A 17,821-nucleotide genomic window follows, 5' to 3' on the forward strand; every position below is an offset into this window, starting at 1 on the left:
CGATGCCACACATACCCGCCCGCGACGAGACTGCGGAACGACAGGCGTACCAGCGGGCGGAACCGTACGCGAACGCCTGCCGGACGGAGCACGAAGGGAAGCACGGATGACACGAATCGCGGTCATAGGCGGCGGCATCGCCGGGATGGCCACAGCACTCCTCCTGGCGCGCGGTGCGCACGATGTCACGATCTTCGAGCAGGACGACATCGGCCCGAGCATCCCCTTGGACGCGGACTTCTTCGGCAGGCCGCGCCCGCGGGTCCCTCAGGCGATCCAGCCGCACGCTCTGCTCGGCCCGGCGCGCGCTGTCCTCAGAAGGTGGATTCCCGACGTGTACGCGCACATGATCCGCTTGGGGGCGTGGGAACAGCACGAGTTCGACTGGTTCCCCGGCCACCCGCCGTATCGACCGGGAGACGAGGACCTGGTACTGGTACGGATGCGGCGCATCGTCCTGGAGACGGCGCTGCGCGCGGCGGTGCGCGCCCAGAGGAACATCCGAAGAGAAGCCGGTACGGCGGCTGAGGGCCTCGTTGTCGCACCCGGCACAGGCGGCATACCGCAGGTGACCGGCGTGCGGTCCGCCGACCGTCAGGTGGACGCGGATCTGGTCATCGACGCGGCGGGACGCCGCTCGCCGGTCGTCGACTGGCTCACCGCTGCCGGTGCCCGCCCGCCGGAGACCGAGACACATCGAGTCGGCCTCGCCTACGCCTGCCGCTGGTACCGGACGACATCCAGCATCACGACGAGCATGCCCCGTGTCCCCTACACCTCGGCGACGCCGTACGCACTGAGCATCGCCTTTCCCTCCGACAACGATCTGCTCGGCGCGGCTCTGGTGTGCACCGTCAAGGAACCGACACTTCCCGCGCTGCGGGATGCCCGTACCTTCGACGCGCTCGCCCGCCTCTTTCCCTCCACGGGCGCATGGTTGTCCGCCGATCCCCATCCCGTCGGTGACGTTCACATCATGGCCGGCCTCGACAACCGCTGGAGCCCTACGGCCGACGCGTCGGGCCCGATAGCCAGCGGCCTCGTCCGGGTGGGCGACGCCCTCGTGCACACCAACCCCACCATGACACAAGGAATCTCCCTCGCGCTGTGGGCCGCGGAACGCGTCGCGAGCACGGCCCGGCGCGCGAAACACCATGACGAATTCGCCCGGTCCTACGACCGATGGACCCGTGACGTGCTCAAGCCCTGGTTCGACCTGCAGGTGTCGGCGGACCGCGAGAACGAGAACCGCCTGTCGGGGACGGTGCCGCCCACCGCGGACGACGAGGCACGGCGACGCGCCGCCCGGTTCCCGTGCGCCCTTGAGGACCCGGAGGTCATGCGTGCCTGGGCGCGAGCACGGCACATGATGCAGACGCCTGCCGAAGCGTTCGGACATGAGGACGTCCGGCAGCGCATCGAGCAGTGGCTGAGAACCCGCCCGCGGACACCTCAGCCCGCCGTAGTCCCATCACGCAGCGCATGGCAGGCAGTGGTGGCCACTGACCGCGGACGGGATGCGTGAAGGGGAACGTGCACCACACGGCCCCGGCCCGTGGACAGGACGGGGGCAGGCGGCAAGTCGTCGTCCATGATGGCGTCGACCAACTCGATGACGTCAGGCCGGGACGGACGGTGTCGGCGCGGACGCCGTGCTTCCCCTCGTCGCAGGCGACGGAGCGGGTGAGATTGGTGACGGCCGCCTTGACGGCGTTGCAGCCGGCGTGCGACCAGCCGCCCTTTTCCTTTTCCTTCGGGCTCTGTATGAGCGGCCGTCCCGGATTTCTCCGGGTGCCGAGAAAAGGGTGGCCGTCGGCCTGGCGAGGAAGTAGGCCGCGAATTACCTGGGAGAGGCGTTCCTGGAATTCGACCGCAGGCTCACTGCGGCATTCCGGGCAGGCGCCTTCAGGTGCCTGCCCGGAGATCGCGCATCCTCAGCTCTCGGCGCCGGGACCATGGGCCCGAGGGAGCGCCGGCGCGGCGATGGAGCCGAGCAGGGCGAGTGCGTCGGCCGAGGACGAGCCGGGTTCCGCTTGCAGGATGATGAGCTGCTGACCGGGGGCACTGCGGATGTTGAGTGCTTCATGCCGCAACTCCAGTTCGCCCACCGACGAGTGGTGCATCTGCTTGACCTCGTACGGCGGCACTCGTGTGTACTCCCGCGCCCACAGGGAGCGGAAGTCGCCACTGCGCACGGCCAGTTCCCCGACGAGTTCGAGGATGCGCGGATCGTCCGGCGTCTGGGCGGCTGTCTGCTGCAGATCGGCCACGGCGCGGTGTCTGGCTCGCTCGGGGTTGCGGTAGAAGGCCTTGGCCGCGGGATCGAGGAAGAGCATGCGCAGGACGTTGTCCCGTTGGCCGAAGTCGCAGTACAGGGCCGCCGCGAGGTCGTTCATGGCCAGGATGTCCTGAGCGTGACCGATGATGAATGCCGGTGTCTTGTTCCAGGTCGTGATCAGGTGGAGCAGAGGAGGACTGGCGTGCTCGACTCGTGCGGGGGACTTCATCCGCCGTGTCGACGGCTGCGCCATCCGGAACAGGCGCAGCCGTTCGTCGTCACCGAGTTGCAGGACCCGGGCCACGGCTTCCAGAACCCGCCGTGAGGGGTTGAGTTCGCGGCCCTGTTCCAGTCGCATGTAGTAGCTGGCGCTGACGCCCGCCAGCGCTGCCACTTCGTCTCGCCGCAGGCCTGGCACCCGTCGGCGTCCCGTGCTGGGCAGGCCCACGGCCGCGGGGGTGAGCTGTTCCCGTCGGGAGCGAAGAAACCGGCCCAGCCCTTCCGTCGAGTCAGGGTGCTTGTCCTTGTTCATGTCATCGAGGCTAGAGGGAAGTGCCCGCGAAAGGACCCGCGGAACGTGGGTGCATCACACCCAGGATCGCGAAGAGCGAGAGCGGCGATGAGATCCGGGAGAGGCCTCGGATCCGGCTGGAGGGAACTAAGGAGCTTTGACCGCGGCGAATCCCAGGAACCAAGACGGTCCACTACGCAGCGTAAGGGGTAAGTGCCGTCGCGCCATATTACCTGTACGACACTCGAATCCAGCCACGTTCGGTCTAATCTGGGGCAATGAGCAATGGGACGCCTTTGGGCGAATTTCTCAGAGCCCGCCGTGAGGCATTGAAACCGCATGACGTCGGTCTGCCCGAGCATGGGCGGCGCCGCGTCCCGGGGTTGCGCAGGGAGGAAGTCGCGCTCCTGGCCGGGGTGAGCTCTGACTACTACATCAGGCTGGAGCAGGGGCGCGAGAGCAGTCCTTCTCCGCAGGTCGTGGAAGCGGTCGCGCAGGCGCTCAAGCTGAACCCGGAGGCGACCGACCATCTCAACCGACTGTGTCTGGCCGCTTCGCAGCGTCGCCGTGCCCATGGGGACGCCGAGGTGAGCGGGCAGCTTCTGCGGCTCATGGACGGATGGGAGCACACACCTGCCTTCGTGCTCGGCCCGGCCCTCGATGTCCTCGCCGCGAACTCCCTGGCCACCGCGCTGCACGGCGGCTTCGACGCGTTCGACAACCTGGCGAGGATGGTGTTCGTGGATCCCGCGGGCCGCGACTTCTACCAGGAGTGGGAGCGGGCGGCGCACTCCTGTGTGGCCGAGATCCGGGCTGCCTACGGACATGATCCGGACTCCGCCCGTATCGCCGAGGTGGTGGAGGAACTCTCCGCGGCGAGCGCGGAGTTCGCCGAGCTCTGGCAGCTCCACGAGGTCAAGAGCAAGTCCCAGGAGGGCAAGCACCTCAGGCATCCCGACGTCGGGGACCTGCACATCGCGTTTGCCGCCTTCACCGTCAACGGCGCGCCGCACCAGCAACTGGTGGCCTATCAAGCGGAGCCGGCCAGCCCGACGGCCGCGGCCTTCCAGACGCTTCGCGCCCTGGCCACGCCGCCGAAGGAGGCCCCGAACGTCACATCGGCATCCGTGCTGACGGCGGACAGCGCGTAACGGGCCGAGGCCGTCCCGCCACGCCGCACGCATCGGTCCTCCGCGCGCGGCGTGACGGGGCGGCCGGGAGCCGTGATCAGCGCTGATACGCAGCCTGGCAGTGGTGCACCCAGGAGCAGTCCAGCCTTCCCCGCCCCGCGCTCCCGACCGACCATCGAGAGGTGAGAGGCCGCGCCCGTGGATTCGGCGGGTGCGTCACGCAGAGCGAAGGAGCGGACATGATCACCGTCGACGATCTCCAGGCCCATCCCCTGGACCGAGTGCACCGGCTGATCGAACCCGGCCCAGTCATCCTCATCAGTACGCGGCAGCACGGAACGCCCAACGTCATGACCAACGGGTTCAACATGATGATGCGCCATGCCCCGCCGATCATCGCCTGTACCGTCGGGCCCTGGGACCACAGCTACCAGGCGCTCCTGGAGACCGGCGAATGCGTGATCTCGGTTCCCGCGGCGGACATGGCCGCCACTGTTGTCGACATCGGCAACTGCTCGGGCAGCGAGGTCGACAAGTTCCGGGAATTCGGCCTCACGGCGGTGGCCGGCGAGAAGGTGCAGGCGCCGCTCATCGCCGAGTGTCATGCCAACATCGAATGCCGGGTGGCTGACGCGAGCCTGGTCGACGCATACAACCTCTTCCTCCTGGAGCCGGTCAGGGCGTGGACCGATCCCTCACAGCCTGATCCGCGTCTGCTCCACCACCGCGGCGACGGGACATTCACGGTCGACGGGCCGGTGATGGACCTCAAGGCCCGCATGACCAAGTGGCAGTACCTGCTGTAAGCACCCCCCGCTTTGTTGATGGGTCAACAAAGGGCTACAGTGGCAACCGGTCACGGCCAGTCCACTCGCGGACCCAGGAGACGAGCATGCCCAGAGCAGTGAAGTTCTCGCAGTACGGCGGTCCCGAGGTGCTCGGCATCCATGACGTGCCGCGGCCCGACCCGGGCCCCGGAGAGGTCCTCGTCCGTGTCGTCGTCGCCCCGGTCAACCCGGGAGAGGCCGGCATCAGGCAAGGCGTCTTCGCCGACATCTGGCCGGCCCGCTTCCCCGAGGGCCAGGGCAACGACTTCGCCGGATGGGTCGTCGCCCTGGGGGAGGGGGTGAGCGAGTTCGCGGTCGGGGACGAGGTCATCGGTTACCGGCCCCGGGCCGCGCAGGCCGACTACGTCGTCTCACCGGCTGCCGGCCTCACACCGAAACCCGCCGACATCTCATGGGAAGCCGCGGCACCGCTGTCCGCGGTGGGAGTGACCGCCTGGGCGGCGGTCGACGCCGTCGCTCCGCGACCCGGCGAAACCGTCGTCGTGTCCGCGGCAGCCGGAGGAGTGGGCTCCCTCGCCGCCCAACTGGCGCACGTGCGCGGAGCCACCGTCATCGGCACAGCCGGCCCCCACAACGCCGAATTCCTTCGAACCCTCGGCGTCATCCCCGTACAGCACGGCCCAGGGCTCGCCGAGCGACTGCGCGGTCTCGCCCCTCAGGGCATCGACGCCTACATCGACACCTTCGGGCAGGGCAACGTCGACACCGCCATCACCCTGGGAGTGCCGCCACACCGCATCAACACCATCGCCGACGGACGCGCCGTACGCCGCTACGGCGTCCTCAGCGAAGCCCAGGAAGGCGCCTTCTCTCCCGAGGTCGTCACCGAGCTGGCCGCACTGGTCTCCCAGGGACTGCTGACGGTTCCCATCAGCGCCGTCTACCCACTGGAACGCGTCCAGGACGCCTACCGTCAGGTCGAGCGGCGGCACACCCGGGGAAAGATCATTCTGAGCCTCGTTCCAGAAGCGGAACGCCACGCCATGGCCGAGCGGATCAGAACCTTGGCCTGACCGGTCGCGCACGGCGGGACCGGTGCGTCGTACCCCAGGAAACCCACCTCCATGCCCCCTCGTGCCCTCACGAGCCGTCCATGCGCGTACGACACACCCCCTAGCCGCTGCCTGGGTGGCCCGCACCTAGGCACAGCCCGGCCTGGCTCGGGCAGCGCCGCGTGGCGATGCTCTTGTCCAGCAGCCATGCGGAGCTGCACACCACGGTCATCACCGGCCCGGACGGAAAGCGCCAGGAACCTGGTCGGGAGGGACCCTTTTGCGAGGAGCAAGCGATGCGCGCCAACGCCAACGCCAACGCCACCGCCACCGCCACCGCCACGGACAGGGTGAGGTGGAACCCGAAGGCCTTCGACGAGATCGTGCACAACAGCACAGGCCGCCCCGTGCTGTTCACCAACGCCCGTGTGATCACCATGGACCCCCTGATCGGGACGATGACCGAGGCGGACGTCCTGCTGGTCGGCTCCACGGTCGTCGGCGTCGGTCCAGGCATCATCACCGCGGCTCAGGACGACAACGCCATCGTCGTCGACTGCGCCGGGACGAGTGTCGTCCCCGCCGTGGTGGATGCCGTCGCCCTGGCCGGAGGGCGCCGCCGGCGGTCGGGGTACGTAGCGACGCTGACGCCGGGAAACACCGCCGACCTGCTGATCGTGCCCACCGAGTGCGCCGAGGACGTGCCGGGCGCCATGGCGACGCTCTTCTCCGAGCCCGAGCAGGTCCGTGCCTTGCTCGCTGCAGGCGAACCGGTGCTGTGGGCCGGCACCGACGCCCCGGACCGAGCCACGCCGCCCACCACGGGCATTCCCGCCCCGCAGGACCTCACCGGCAGCCCGCGCGTCGGCGTCTGGATCGACCGCGAGGACTTCCTCCACCAGCAGCTCACGGCCGACGGCCGCTACGACGAGACCAGGGGTGGCCGACCGCACGCCTACCGGGGCCGGTACTGGGTCGACGGCGATCGCATCGACTACCTGGACGACCTCGGTTTCTGGGCGTTCGGCGAGTTCCGCGGCGATGAACTGCACCACGCGGGTTATGTCATGAAGCTCGGCTGAGCGGGAGCGGTGACGCCGGGGCCCGTGCGTACCGATGCCGGGGCGGCGGCAGGCGGCGGCCGCCCCACCCGTCACGGGCGACGCTGCTCGCGGGTGCCGAAGCCTCAGCCGTCACCGCCGGCGCAGCTCGTGCGGGCCGAAGCCTCAGCCGTCACCGGCAGCCCTGCTGGCGCGGGCCAAGTCACGGCGGCTCAGGCCCACTTGCCCGCCGTGTGACCCGTCTCACCGGGACACCCCTCTTCCTGTGGACAGCCCGCGGTGTGAAATACAGCGCCATCGTCTCCCGCGCCGATCGGGAGGAAACACCAGACCGAAGTCCCCGAGATGCGCGGCCCCGCCCGCTCCGTACCGTCAGCCGGCCACACCCCGGTTTCCGACGCGACATCCAGGGCCTGCGCGCCCTGGCCGTCACCCTCGTGGTGCTGGCCCACGCCGGGGTTCCGTATGTTGCCGGCGGCTATGTCGGGGTCGATGTCTTCTTCGTCATCTCCGGCTTCCTGATCACCTCTGGCCTGCTGCGGGAGGCCAACCGGTCCGGATCGTTCGCGCTGCGGCGCTTCTACGGCAGACGCGCCGTCCGCATCCTCCCCCTCGCGACCCTGGTCTGCCTGGTCACCCTCACCGGCTGCCGGCTCTTCGCCTCCAAGCTGCGCTATGACGAGTTCCTTCACGACGCGCTGGCTGCCGCCCTGTACGTCATGAACGTCGACCTGGCCACCGCGGGCATCGACTATCTCAACGAGGGTGATGCGCCGTCACCGTTCCGGCAGTACTGGTCGCTGTCGGTGGAGGAGCAGTTCTACCTGCTGTGGCCGGTGCTCCTTGTGTCGACCTGGAAGGTGCTGCGGCGCCCCTGGCTGAGGGTCTTGCCCCTGGGCGCGCTGTGCCTGGCCTCGTACGTCCTGGCCGTGGACGCGACGGCGACCTCCTCCTCGTGGGCGTACTTCGGTCCCCACACGAGGCTTTGGGAACTGGGCGTCGGCGGCCTGCTGGCCTTCTGCGCCGGGGCGCTCGCGCGGCTGCCGCGCCCGGTGTCCGCGGCGGGCGTGTGGCTCGGACTGTCCGCCATCGTGATGTCGTCCGTGCTGTACGACGACAGCACTCCGTTTCCCGGTCACTTCGCGCTGCCGCCCGTACTCGGAGCGGCGCTGGTGATCGCGGGCGGAGGTCGTCCGCGCCCCACCCGTGCCTCACGGCTGCTCGCCGTACGTCCCGCGACCTGGATCGGGGATGTGTCGTACGGCTGGTACTTGTGGCACTGGCCGCTGCTGGTGCTCGGCCCGGCCGCCTTGAACCGCACGGCCACTCCCCAACTGCTGCTCGGCATGGCTGTGGTCGCCCTGCTCCTGGCGCGGGTGACCTTGAGCCTGGTGGAGAACCCGCTCCGCCTCCACGGCGGGCTGCGCCGTCGGCCCGGTGCGGCGATGGCCTTCGGTCTGGCCCTGTCGGCGGGCGTCATGGGCGTCACCCTGGTGGCGGCCTCCTTCCCGCCGGCGATCAGTTCCGGTGCGCGGGCGCCGCGGCTGAGCGAGACCCTCGCCTCGGCCCAGGACCCGCGGGCCCGGCTGGCCGAGCTTCTCAGCAGGCCGGTGACGGGACTGCCGGCGAACCTCTCGCCGTCGCTGCCTGGCATCAAGGACAAGCGGTCGGCCGTCTACCGGGACAGCTGTCACGTGAGCTACGCCGCCACGCGGTCGCCGGAGTGCGTCTACGGGGACCGGACCTCCGACACGGTCGTCGTCCTCTTCGGTGACTCCCACGCGGCGCAGTGGTTTCCCGCGCTGGACCGGATCAGCAGGGAGAACGGGTGGAAGCTGGTGTCGCTGACGAAGGCGTCCTGCAAGACCGCGGACATCCCGATCGTCGCCGACGGCGGGCCCTACACGGCGTGTGACACCTGGAAGGAGAGGGCGTTTCGGCGGATCTCGCAGCTGCGGCCCATGCTGGTCGTCGCCTCGTCCTCCGAGTCCGCCAGGCCGGTGGGCCGTATGGACGATCCGCTGCGGGAGTGGACGGCGGGTTACGAGCGTCTCTACCGGCGGCTGAGCCGGGACGCCGACCGCGTGGCCGTGCTGCTCGACAATCCCTGGCCGAAGGGTGATGCCGTCGAGTGCGCGGCTCGTCATCCCCTGGACCTGGGGGAGTGCGAGGCGGGCCGAGACGAGGCGGTGAGGTCCCCGACCCTGCGCGAGGCCGGCCGGACCGCGGCCCGACGTGCCGGTGCCGCAGTCGTCGATCCCGAGCCCTGGCTGTGCCCGACGGCGGGCAGATGCCCGGCGGTCGTGGAGGACACCTTCGTCTACCGCGACGAGAGCCATGTGGCCGAGTCCTACGCGGAGGCGCTGACGCCGGTGTTCCGGGCGGAACTGCGGCGCCTGGGGATCACCGGCGGCCCGCACGGGTCCGCGCGACCCCTCCCTTGATTGTTGACGCATCAGCAAAGCGAGGTATGGTTCAAGCATCAACAACTTCAGGAGGGTGACTCCCATGGCAGACCTCGTCCTGGGCCTCGACACATTCGGCGACGTCCCCGAGAACTCCGGCCTCGCCGTCTCCCACGCTGCCGCGATCCGGCAGGTCGTGGACGAAGCCGTGCTCGCCGACGAACTCGGCGTCGACGTCATCGCCGTGGGGGAGCACCACCGGCCGGAGTACTCGATCTCCGCCCCGGAGACCGTGCTCGCCGCGATCGCCACCCGCACCTCGCGCATCAAGCTCGCCTCCGGCGTCACCGTGCTCAGCTCCGACGACCCCGTCCGCGTCTTCCAGCGCTTCGCGACCGTGGACGCCGTCTCGAACGGCCGGGCCCAGGTGATCCTCGGCCGCGGCTCGTTCACCGAGTCCTTCCCCCTGTTCGGCTACGACCTGAGCGACTACGACATCCTGTTCGAGGAGAAACTCGATCTCTTCGTGAAACTGCTCGACGAAAAGCCCGTCACCTGGAGCGGCACCACCCGCGCCGCCCTCGAGGACGCCGACGTCTTCCCGAAGACCGAGACCGGACGCCTGGACACCTGGGTCGGCGTCGGCGGCTCACCGCAATCCGTCGTACGCACCGCACGACACGGGCTGCCCCTCATGCTCGCGATCATCGGCGGCAGCCCCGCGCGCTTCGGGCCGTACGTCGACCTCTACCGACGCGCCACCGAGCAACTCGGCACGGTCGCACACCCCGTCGGCATGCACTCGCCCGGATTCGTGGCGGACACCGACGAAGAGGCCAAGGAACTGTTCTACCCGGCCTACAAAGTGATCCGGGACCGGATCGGGGCGCTGCGCGGCTGGCCGCCCCTGCGCCGAGCCGAGTTCGACGCCGAGGTCGAGAGCGGATCCCTCTACATCGGCGCGCCGGAGACGGTCGCCCGCAAGATCGCTGGTGCCGTCAAGACGCTCGGCGTCGGACGCTTCGACATGATCTACAGCGCCGGACCCCAACCTGCCGCGGCCCGTGTCCGCGCCGTCGAACTCTTCGGCGCGAAGGTGGCACCCATGGTCCGCGACATCCTGGCGGGCTGAGCCACGACCACCCTCGGCATTCTCGGCGCCGGCAAGCTCGGCACCGTGCTCGCTCGGCCGGCCGTCCGCGCGGGCTACGACGTCCTGATCGCCGGCTCCGGCGACCCGGCGAAGACCGCCCTCATCGTCGAAGTCGTCACGCCCGGCGCGACCGCGGTGACCGCGGTCGAGGCCGCCGAACGGACGGACATCGCGCTTTATCACTTCGATGAGCTGGTGGAGCAGATCGTCTACTCGCACGAGATCGGCATCGAGAAGCCCGACGTGCGTGCCTTCGAGGCCGCATGCGCCAGCTTGGACGTGCGTCCGGAGAACTGCCTGTTCATCGACGACGCCGCAGTCAACATTGAGGCCGCCCAGGCGGCGGGCGTGCAGGCGCATCTGTTCGAGGACAACGCCCGGACCGTCACGCGCATCGCAGCTCATCTGGATGCCAGGCCGCTGGCCGCAGGGCGGGTCCCGCTCGAATGACGTCGGCCTGGCCGGTCTCTCACGGTTACCGACCAGGTGATCAGCCCGCTTCTGCGTGTTCGGCTCGGCCCCGGGTGCCGGCAGAGGCGTGAGGAGTCGGTGCCGGTCCCGACGATCACAACCCTGAGGTGGAGGCCGTGCCGGTGATGCTGAACCCCAGCCGGGTCGGCGACGTCAAGGTCACCGCGGGGCCCGGCATGCGCGTCGTCACCCCGGCCATGTTTAAGAGACTGAAGCAAGCCGTGACGGCTTACGCACTGGGCACGCCGGTGCGCGGCGCCGGGGAATGTCCGCCGGGCGCCGGGCGCCGGGCGGGGGTGGAGGGGCGTACGGTCGCGGCAAAGCGCCGCCGGTGACCCTGCACGACCACTGAGGAGCGGGGCTCGGCCAGGAAGCGGCCGAGCCCGCGAGGGAGATCACCGGCATTCCGGAGACCGTCGAGGTGGTGCTCGCCGCCTTCCACGAAGCGCACGTGGGTGAAGTGCTGCGGTGCTGATTGGTGCCGACGTCCGCGTCGGGATCGGCTCGTCCATCACCGTCGCCGCCACCGCCTCCGCCCAGATCCCTGAGCCCGGAAGTGTCCTCACCGTCGGACCCGGGCTGGTGACCGGCTGGCTCGCCCAGCTCCCGGTCCAGGCCCTGCACGGCATCGGCCCCCCGCCAGGCCGCAGTACTGCGCGACTACGGCATCCATAGCGCCGGCCTGCTCGCCGCCGTCCCGTCCGACACCGTCCAGCGCGTGATCGGCGGCCGCGCCGGCCGCCTCGCCTCCGTCCTCGCCCACGTCAAGACGCTGCACGGTCAGGCCTGGTCGGAACTGCCCCCAGAGCGCCGCCCACGCTGCCGATCCGGCGCCCGACGTTCTCCTACCGTGGTGCCCCGACATGATCAGGCAAGCACGGCATGCGCGAGGTGGAGATCTGTGAGCGCTCTGTTCGACGATGCGGACGGCGAATTCCTCGTGCTGGTGAACGGCGAGGGGCAGCATTCGCTCTGGCCCGCGGTCATCGACGTCCCTGCGGGCTGGACGGCGGTGCACGGCGCGGACACCCGGCAGAACTGCCTGGAGTACATCGACACGCACTGGACGGACATGCGGCCGGCCTCTCTCGTCGAGGCCATGGAGCGGGCGGACCGGGCCGGGGCCGCGCGGGCGTAGGCAGCGCCGTCTCTCCGGCGCTGCCGGGAACGGCGCGGCAACCCGCTCCCGCCGCTCGACGCACCCCCGCCCCGCCCGAGGAAATTGGAGCCCAGATTGTTCGCACCCTCCGTCAGACAGCAGGGCCTGTGGTTTCTGAGCCGGCAGGAGGACCGGTCGCCGACCTACAACGTGCCGGCCGCCCTGAGGCTGGAAGGAGAGCTGGACCGAGAGGCTCTCCAGCTCGCGCTGAGCGATGTGGCGGCCCGCCACGAGAGCCTGCGCACCGTCTTCGAGGTCGTCGACGACGCTCTGTGCCAGCGGGTGCTCGACCCTGAGGACGGCGGAGCGGCACTGCCGGAGACACAGGTCGCCGAGGCGGACCTTGACGCGACGCTGGTCCGGCTCGCCCGCGCACCCTTCGACCTCGGCCAGGACCGCCCGTTCCGGCCCCACCTGCTCACCGTCGGCGCGCGCACCCACGTACTGCTGCTGTCGATGCACCACATCGCCACCGACGGCGCTTCTCAACGGCCACTGTGGCGGGATCTGGGCGAGGCGTACCGGGCTCGCCTGGAGGGCCGGGCACCCGACTGGGATCCGCTGCCCGTGCAGTACCGCGACTACGCCGCCTGGCAGCGCGACGTGCTCGGCAGCCGCTCGGACCCGGAGAGCGAGGCGGCCAGGCAACTGGCCTACTGGCGCCAGGCACTGGCAGGTCTGCCGGAGGAGGCGCTGATCCGGCCGGACCGCGCTCGGCCCACCACCCCGACGCACCGCAGCGTGGCCCACACCGTCGACTGTCCCGCAGAGCTCCACACCCGGCTGCTGGAGGTCGCCCAGGAGACCGGCAGCACCCTGTTCATGGTGCTGCACGCGGCGGTCGCCATCCTGCTGGCCCGCACCGGCGCGGGTGAGGACGTCCCGATCGGCGTGCCGGTCGAGGGCCGGGACGACGAGGCGCTGGAGGACCTCGTCGGCTTCTTCGTCAACACGGTCGTCCTGCGCACCGACGTCACGGGCAACCCCTCCTTCCGCGAGCTGCTCCAGCGCGTCCGTGAGGCGGACCTCGCCGCCTGGTCCCACCAGGACGTCCCGTTCGACTGGGTGGTCGAGGAGCTGAATCCGGCGCGCTCCAGCAAGCGCAATCCGCTCTTCCAGGTGCTGATGACCCTGGCCGACGGTGACGCGTCGCCACCCCGGATGCCCCGGCTCCGCACACGCGTCCATGCCGTGGACATCGGCAGCGCGAAGCTCGACCTCGCGTTCGGCTTCGGCGCGCGCCGCGGAGACGACGGAACGCCAGGCCCGCTCGTGGTGACGGTCGAGGGCAGCGCCGACCTCTACGAGGAGGCCACGGTACGGGCCGGCGCCGAGCGTCTGGTCCGGGTGCTGAGCGCCGTGGCCGCCGATCCGGGCATCGCGATCCAGGACATCGACCTGCTCGACTGGCCGGAGCGTGATCTGCTGCTCACCGACTGGGCGGGCACGCTCGGCGACCCTCCCACCACCCATCTGACCGCGCTGTTCGAGGCGCAGGTCGCCTGCCGCCCGGAAGCCGTCGCGGTGGTGGACGGCGCGGCGCGGCACACCTATGCGGAGGTCAACGCCCGCGCCAACCGGCTCGCGCGGCTGCTGCGTGACGGCGGAGCGGGCCCGGAGGACCGGATCGCCGTGCTCCTGCACCGCTCCGCGGACCTGGCCGTCGCGCTGCTCGCCGTCCTGAAGACCGGAGCGGCCTATCTGCCGGTCGACCCGAGCCATCCGGCCGAGCGCATCGCCGTCCTCCTGGAGGAGGCGCGGCCCAGCCAAGTGATCACGTCCGAGTCCGCGGGCGCCGCACTGCCCGAGTGGCCGGCGGCGTGCATCCGGCTCGGCGAGCCCACCACCGAGGCGCAACTCGCCGCCCAGGACCCCGCCGACCTCACCGACGCCGACCGGAGCACCGCGTTGGACGCCCGCCATCCGGCGTACGTGATCTATACCTCCGGCTCCACGGGACGTCCCAAGGGCGTCGCGGTCGCACACGCAGCCGTGGTGGCACTTCTGAACGCCACCCGTCAGCACTTCGCCTTCGGCCCCGACGACGTGTGGTCCTGGTTCCACTCGTACGCCTTCGACGTGGCCGTCTGGGAGATGTGGGGAGCCCTCGCCCACGGAGGCACCCTGGTCACCATCCCCTACGACGTGTCCCGGTCGCCCCTGGACTTCCTGATGCTGCTGGCCGAGGAACGGGTGACCGTGTTGTGCCAGACGCCGTCCGCCTTCTACCCGCTGGCCCAGGAGGACGCCCGAAGGACGCCCGAACTGTCCCTGCGCACCGTGATCTTCGCCGGGGAGGCCCTTGACCTCGCGCAGCTCGGCGCCTGGTACGAACGGCATCCGGACGACCGCGTGACGCTGGTCAACATGTACGGCATCACGGAGACGACGGTGCACAGCACTCATCTGGCGCTCGACGCTGGCATGGCGGCCGAGGCCGCGGGCCGCAGTCCGGTCGGACGGCCCCTCGCGGGACTGCGAGCGTTCGTGCTGGACCAAGGGCTGAAGCCGGTTCCGGTCGGCGTCGTCGGCGAGCTGTACCTGGCAGGACCCCAGCTGGCCCGCGGCTACCTCAACCGGCCCGCGCTGACAGCGGAACGCTTCGTGGCCTGCCCCTTCGAAGGCACCGGCGAACGGATGTACCGAAGCGGAGACCTGGTCCGCTGGACGCGCCACGGCGGCCTGGAGTACGTGGGCCGAGCCGATCAGCAGGTCAAGCTCCGCGGCTTCCGGGTGGAACTGGGTGAGATCAGGTCCGCCCTCGCCCAGCACCCCGGCGTCGTGCGCAGCGCCGTCGTCGTCCGCGAGGACAGGCCGGGGGACAAGCGGCTGGTCGCCTATGTCGTGGCCGGCGAAACCGGTGTGTCCCCGAGCGAACTGCGCAGTCGTCTTCAGCAGGCGCTTCCCCCGTACATGGTGCCGACGGTCGTGCTCGTCGACGACCTCCCGCTGACGGTGAACGGCAAGCTCGACGTCCGGTCCCTGCCCGCGCCCGGCGGCAGCGCCCGGCCGGGCGGACAGGCCCCGATCTCGACCCGCGAGCAGATCCTCTGCGACCTGTTCGCCGAGGTGCTCTGTGTGCCACTGGTGAATCCCGGAGACGGCTTCTTCGAACTCGGAGGCCACTCGCTGCTCGCCACCCAGCTGGTGAACCGCGCGCGCTCGGTGCTCGGCGTGGAGCTGCACGTGCGGGACGTGTTCGAGCACCCGACACCTGCCGATCTGGCCCGAGTGGCCCGCGAGGCGTCCGCCGACCGTCCCGCGCTCGTCCCCGTCGCCCGCCCGGAGCGCGTCCCGCTCGCCTTCCAGCAGCACGGACTCGCCTTCGTCCAGAGGTTCAACGGACTCACCAGCGCCTTCAACAACCCCTACGCCGTGCGGCTGTCCGGCGCCCTGGTCCCCGAGACACTGCGCCTCGCCCTCCAGGACGTCATCGACCGGCACGAACCGCTGCGCACGGTCTACCGGACCGCCGACGGCGAACCGCACCAGGTCCTGCTGGACCACCGCACCTGGCAGCCGGGTTTCTGGGAGGTCCGGGACTGCGAACCCGACCGCCTGGACGAGCAGCTGCGAGCGGAGGCGGACCGTCCCTTCGATCTCTCCGCCGAGCTTCCGCTGCGTGCCCTGCTGCTGCGCACCGGGGCCGAGGAGCACGTGCTCATGCTGAACTTCCACCACATCGCGGCCGACGGATGGTCGGTGGATCTGCTCTTCTCCGACCTGGCCACCGCCTTCGCCGCCCGCTCCGCCGGGCAGTCGCCGGACTGGCCGCCACTGCCCGTCCAGTACGCCGACTATGCGCTGTGGCAGCGGTCCTTGTTCGCCGCGGACGACGTCACCGGCCGGATACGCGACGAGCACCTCGACTACTGGGTCGAGACCCTGCGCGATCTGCCCGGACCGCCGGGGTCGGACACCGGCCGGCCGCGACCGGAGGACGCCGGCCGGCACGGCGCCCGCGTCACCGTCGGCATCGACGCCGACCTCCACGCCCGGCTCGTCGAACTGGCGCAGAGCCACCAGGCCACCCTGTTCATGGTGCTGCACGCCGCCTTCGTCAGCCTGCTGCACCGCAACGGCGCCGGAACCGACATCCCGATCGGCATCAACGCCTCGGGCCGCGACGACGACGCTCTGCGCCACCTCGTCGGTATGTTCGTCAACACTCTCGTCCTGCGTGTCGACGCCAGTGGCGAGCCGACCTTCCGCGAGCTGCTCGGCCGGGTGCGGGAGACCGACCTCGAAGCGACCATGCACCAGGACGTCCCGTTCGAGCTGGTCGTCCGCGCGGTCAACCCGCCGCGCACGATCGCCCCGAACCCGCTCTTCCAGGTCATGTTCAGCGTCGCCACCTCGCATGCGGCCCTCCGGACCGAACTGGCAGGGCTGCGCACGGAGGTGACCGCGCTGGAGACCTCCGCGCCCACCTTCGACCTCACCCTGAACCTGACCCAGCACCGGACCGCCGACGGCAGGCCCGGCGGCATCACCGGAGCGCTGGAGTACGACACGGCCCTGTTCGACCACGGCACCGCCCGCGCCATGGCCGAGGAGTTCGCCGCGCTGGTGGCCGAGTTCGCGGCGGACCCCGCCCGGCGGATCACCGGAGAGCGCGTGGACGAGGAGCACGGGGCGGGCAGCCCGGCCGGCCTCCCGCACCAGCCGGAGCGCGGCCGGACCGAGGGCGACCGAAACCCCGGGGCGCCCGAGGACGCGGCGGTCGGCCGGTACACGGAGGCGGTCGCGGCGGTCTTCGCGAAGGTTCTGGGAGTTCCGTCCGTCGGCCCGGAGGACAACTTCTTCGATCTCGGCGGGTACTCGCTGCTCGCCGCCGAACTGGTGGAGGAACTGCGGTCGTCCCTGGGCGTCCAGGTCGCGGTGAGAGACCTCTTCCGAGCCCCTACCGTGACCGGCCTGATCCGGCAGACGCGGATGGCCGAACGGGAGAGGAACCTGACGCTCCTGCCCCTGCGGACCACCGGCGAGCGGCCTCCGCTGTTCTTCGTCCACCCCGCGATGGGCCTCAGCTGGTGCTACTCGCACTTCCTCCGCCACGTCCCCGCGGACCGGCCCGTGTACGGTCTCCAGGCCGACGGGGAACCGCCGCGGCCGGCGACCGTCGAGGCCATGGCCGACGGCTACCTGGCCGCGATCCGCAAGGTGCAGCCCCACGGTCCGTACCACCTCCTGGGATGGTCCTTCGGCGGGCTGGTGGCGCATGCCATGGCGACACAGCTGCTCCAGGACGGTGACGACGTCGGTCTCCTCGCCCTCCTGGACTCCTACCCGGTGCCGCCGGGCGACGCCGAGCCGCCCGACCTCCACAAGGCGGTGTCCTCGCTTCTGCACGACATCTCCCGGCTGACGGCCGACCACCGGCTGCGGGACGTCGAGGACGCTGTGCGGTTCCTGCGCACCGAGGACCTGATCCTGGGCGAGTTCGACGAGAGCACGATCCGCGCCGCCCTCGCCGCAACCACCCACCACATCGACCTCGCCAACCGCTTCGTCCCAGGCCCGTACAGCGGGGACGTCCACTTCTTCCGCGCCATGGGCGACGCGGGCGAACTGCCGTCACCGAAGCTGTGGAAGGAGTTCGTCGACGGCCGGTTCCTGGTGCACGACATGCCGTGCGGGCACCAGGAGATGGCCGATCCGGAAACGGCCGCCCGGATCGGCGCCGTGGTCACCGAGGCATTGTCCGGGAACCGCCCGGAGCGGCCTGCGACCGGTCGGCAGGACGACGGCGCGCAGGGCTGATGCCTTCGGTCTGCCGCTCGTACCGCCGGTCCCGGCGCGCCGCGCCGATA

13 protein-coding genes are annotated in these 17,821 nt (G+C 70.5%); 12 read left to right on the plus strand and 1 reads right to left on the minus strand.

The genetic code is table 11. From position 1 onward, the window contains the following. Positions 1 to 106 precede the first annotated feature (106 nt). Positions 107 to 1,525, plus strand: a complete 1,419-nt coding sequence (locus ABT232_RS12700) for an FAD-dependent oxidoreductase (protein ID WP_351839460.1) — start codon at positions 107 to 109, stop codon at positions 1,523 to 1,525. Positions 1,526 to 1,934: 409 nt separating this feature from the next. On the opposite strand, the gene ABT232_RS12705 is transcribed toward ABT232_RS12700, so the two are convergent. Beyond that, entirely contained in the window at positions 1,935 to 2,810 is an 876-nt protein-coding gene (locus ABT232_RS12705; protein WP_351839462.1) for a helix-turn-helix transcriptional regulator, read from the minus strand. A gap of 257 nt (positions 2,811 to 3,067) precedes the next feature. On the opposite strand from ABT232_RS12705, the gene ABT232_RS12710 reads away from it, so the two are divergent. The 11 genes from ABT232_RS12710 to ABT232_RS12760 all read left to right on the plus strand — a co-directional run bounded on the left by ABT232_RS12710 (position 3,068) and on the right by ABT232_RS12760 (position 17,771). Further along, on the plus strand, positions 3,068 to 3,940 hold the full coding sequence (locus tag ABT232_RS12710) for a helix-turn-helix transcriptional regulator (RefSeq protein WP_351839464.1): 873 nt from the start codon (positions 3,068 to 3,070) through the stop codon (positions 3,938 to 3,940). A 218-nt stretch (positions 3,941 to 4,158) separates the two neighbouring features. Continuing rightward, positions 4,159 to 4,725: a flavin reductase family protein gene (locus tag ABT232_RS12715; RefSeq protein ID WP_351839466.1), complete on the plus strand. Its 567-nt coding sequence runs from the start codon at positions 4,159 to 4,161 to the stop codon at positions 4,723 to 4,725. Between the two features lie 86 nt (positions 4,726 to 4,811). After that, complete coding sequence (locus ABT232_RS12720) at positions 4,812 to 5,780, plus strand: NADP-dependent oxidoreductase (protein WP_351839468.1); 969 nt, start codon at positions 4,812 to 4,814, stop codon at positions 5,778 to 5,780. A gap of 275 nt (positions 5,781 to 6,055) precedes the next feature. Next, entirely contained in the window at positions 6,056 to 6,841 is a 786-nt protein-coding gene (locus ABT232_RS12725; protein ID WP_351839470.1) for an Atu4866 domain-containing protein, read from the plus strand. Positions 6,842 to 7,257: 416 nt separating this feature from the next. After that, on the plus strand, positions 7,258 to 9,264 hold the full coding sequence (locus ABT232_RS12730; RefSeq protein WP_351839471.1) for an acyltransferase family protein: 2,007 nt from the start codon (positions 7,258 to 7,260) through the stop codon (positions 9,262 to 9,264). A 64-nt stretch (positions 9,265 to 9,328) separates the two neighbouring features. Next, positions 9,329 to 10,357, plus strand: coding sequence for an LLM class flavin-dependent oxidoreductase (locus ABT232_RS12735; RefSeq protein WP_351839473.1), 1,029 nt, complete (start codon positions 9,329 to 9,331; stop codon positions 10,355 to 10,357). An 18-nt stretch (positions 10,358 to 10,375) separates the two neighbouring features. Further along, complete coding sequence (locus tag ABT232_RS12740; protein ID WP_351839578.1) at positions 10,376 to 10,828, plus strand: HAD-IA family hydrolase; 453 nt, start codon at positions 10,376 to 10,378, stop codon at positions 10,826 to 10,828. A gap of 137 nt (positions 10,829 to 10,965) precedes the next feature. Next, complete coding sequence (locus ABT232_RS12745; protein ID WP_351839475.1) at positions 10,966 to 11,184, plus strand: hypothetical protein; 219 nt, start codon at positions 10,966 to 10,968, stop codon at positions 11,182 to 11,184. 133 nt (positions 11,185 to 11,317) lie between these two features. Then, complete coding sequence (locus ABT232_RS12750; RefSeq protein WP_351839477.1) at positions 11,318 to 11,524, plus strand: hypothetical protein; 207 nt, start codon at positions 11,318 to 11,320, stop codon at positions 11,522 to 11,524. Positions 11,525 to 11,750: 226 nt separating this feature from the next. Continuing rightward, complete coding sequence (locus tag ABT232_RS12755) at positions 11,751 to 11,987, plus strand: MbtH family protein (protein WP_351839479.1); 237 nt, start codon at positions 11,751 to 11,753, stop codon at positions 11,985 to 11,987. A gap of 96 nt (positions 11,988 to 12,083) precedes the next feature. Beyond that, the gene (locus ABT232_RS12760) at positions 12,084 to 17,771 is read left to right on the plus strand and encodes a non-ribosomal peptide synthetase (protein WP_351839480.1); all 5,688 of its coding nucleotides are present in this window, start codon (positions 12,084 to 12,086) and stop codon (positions 17,769 to 17,771) included. Positions 17,772 to 17,821: the final 50 nt, after the last annotated feature.

It is taken from the genome of Streptomyces sp. NPDC001532 (genome assembly GCF_040298625.1).
GTDB lineage: Bacteria > Actinomycetota > Actinomycetes > Streptomycetales > Streptomycetaceae > Streptomyces.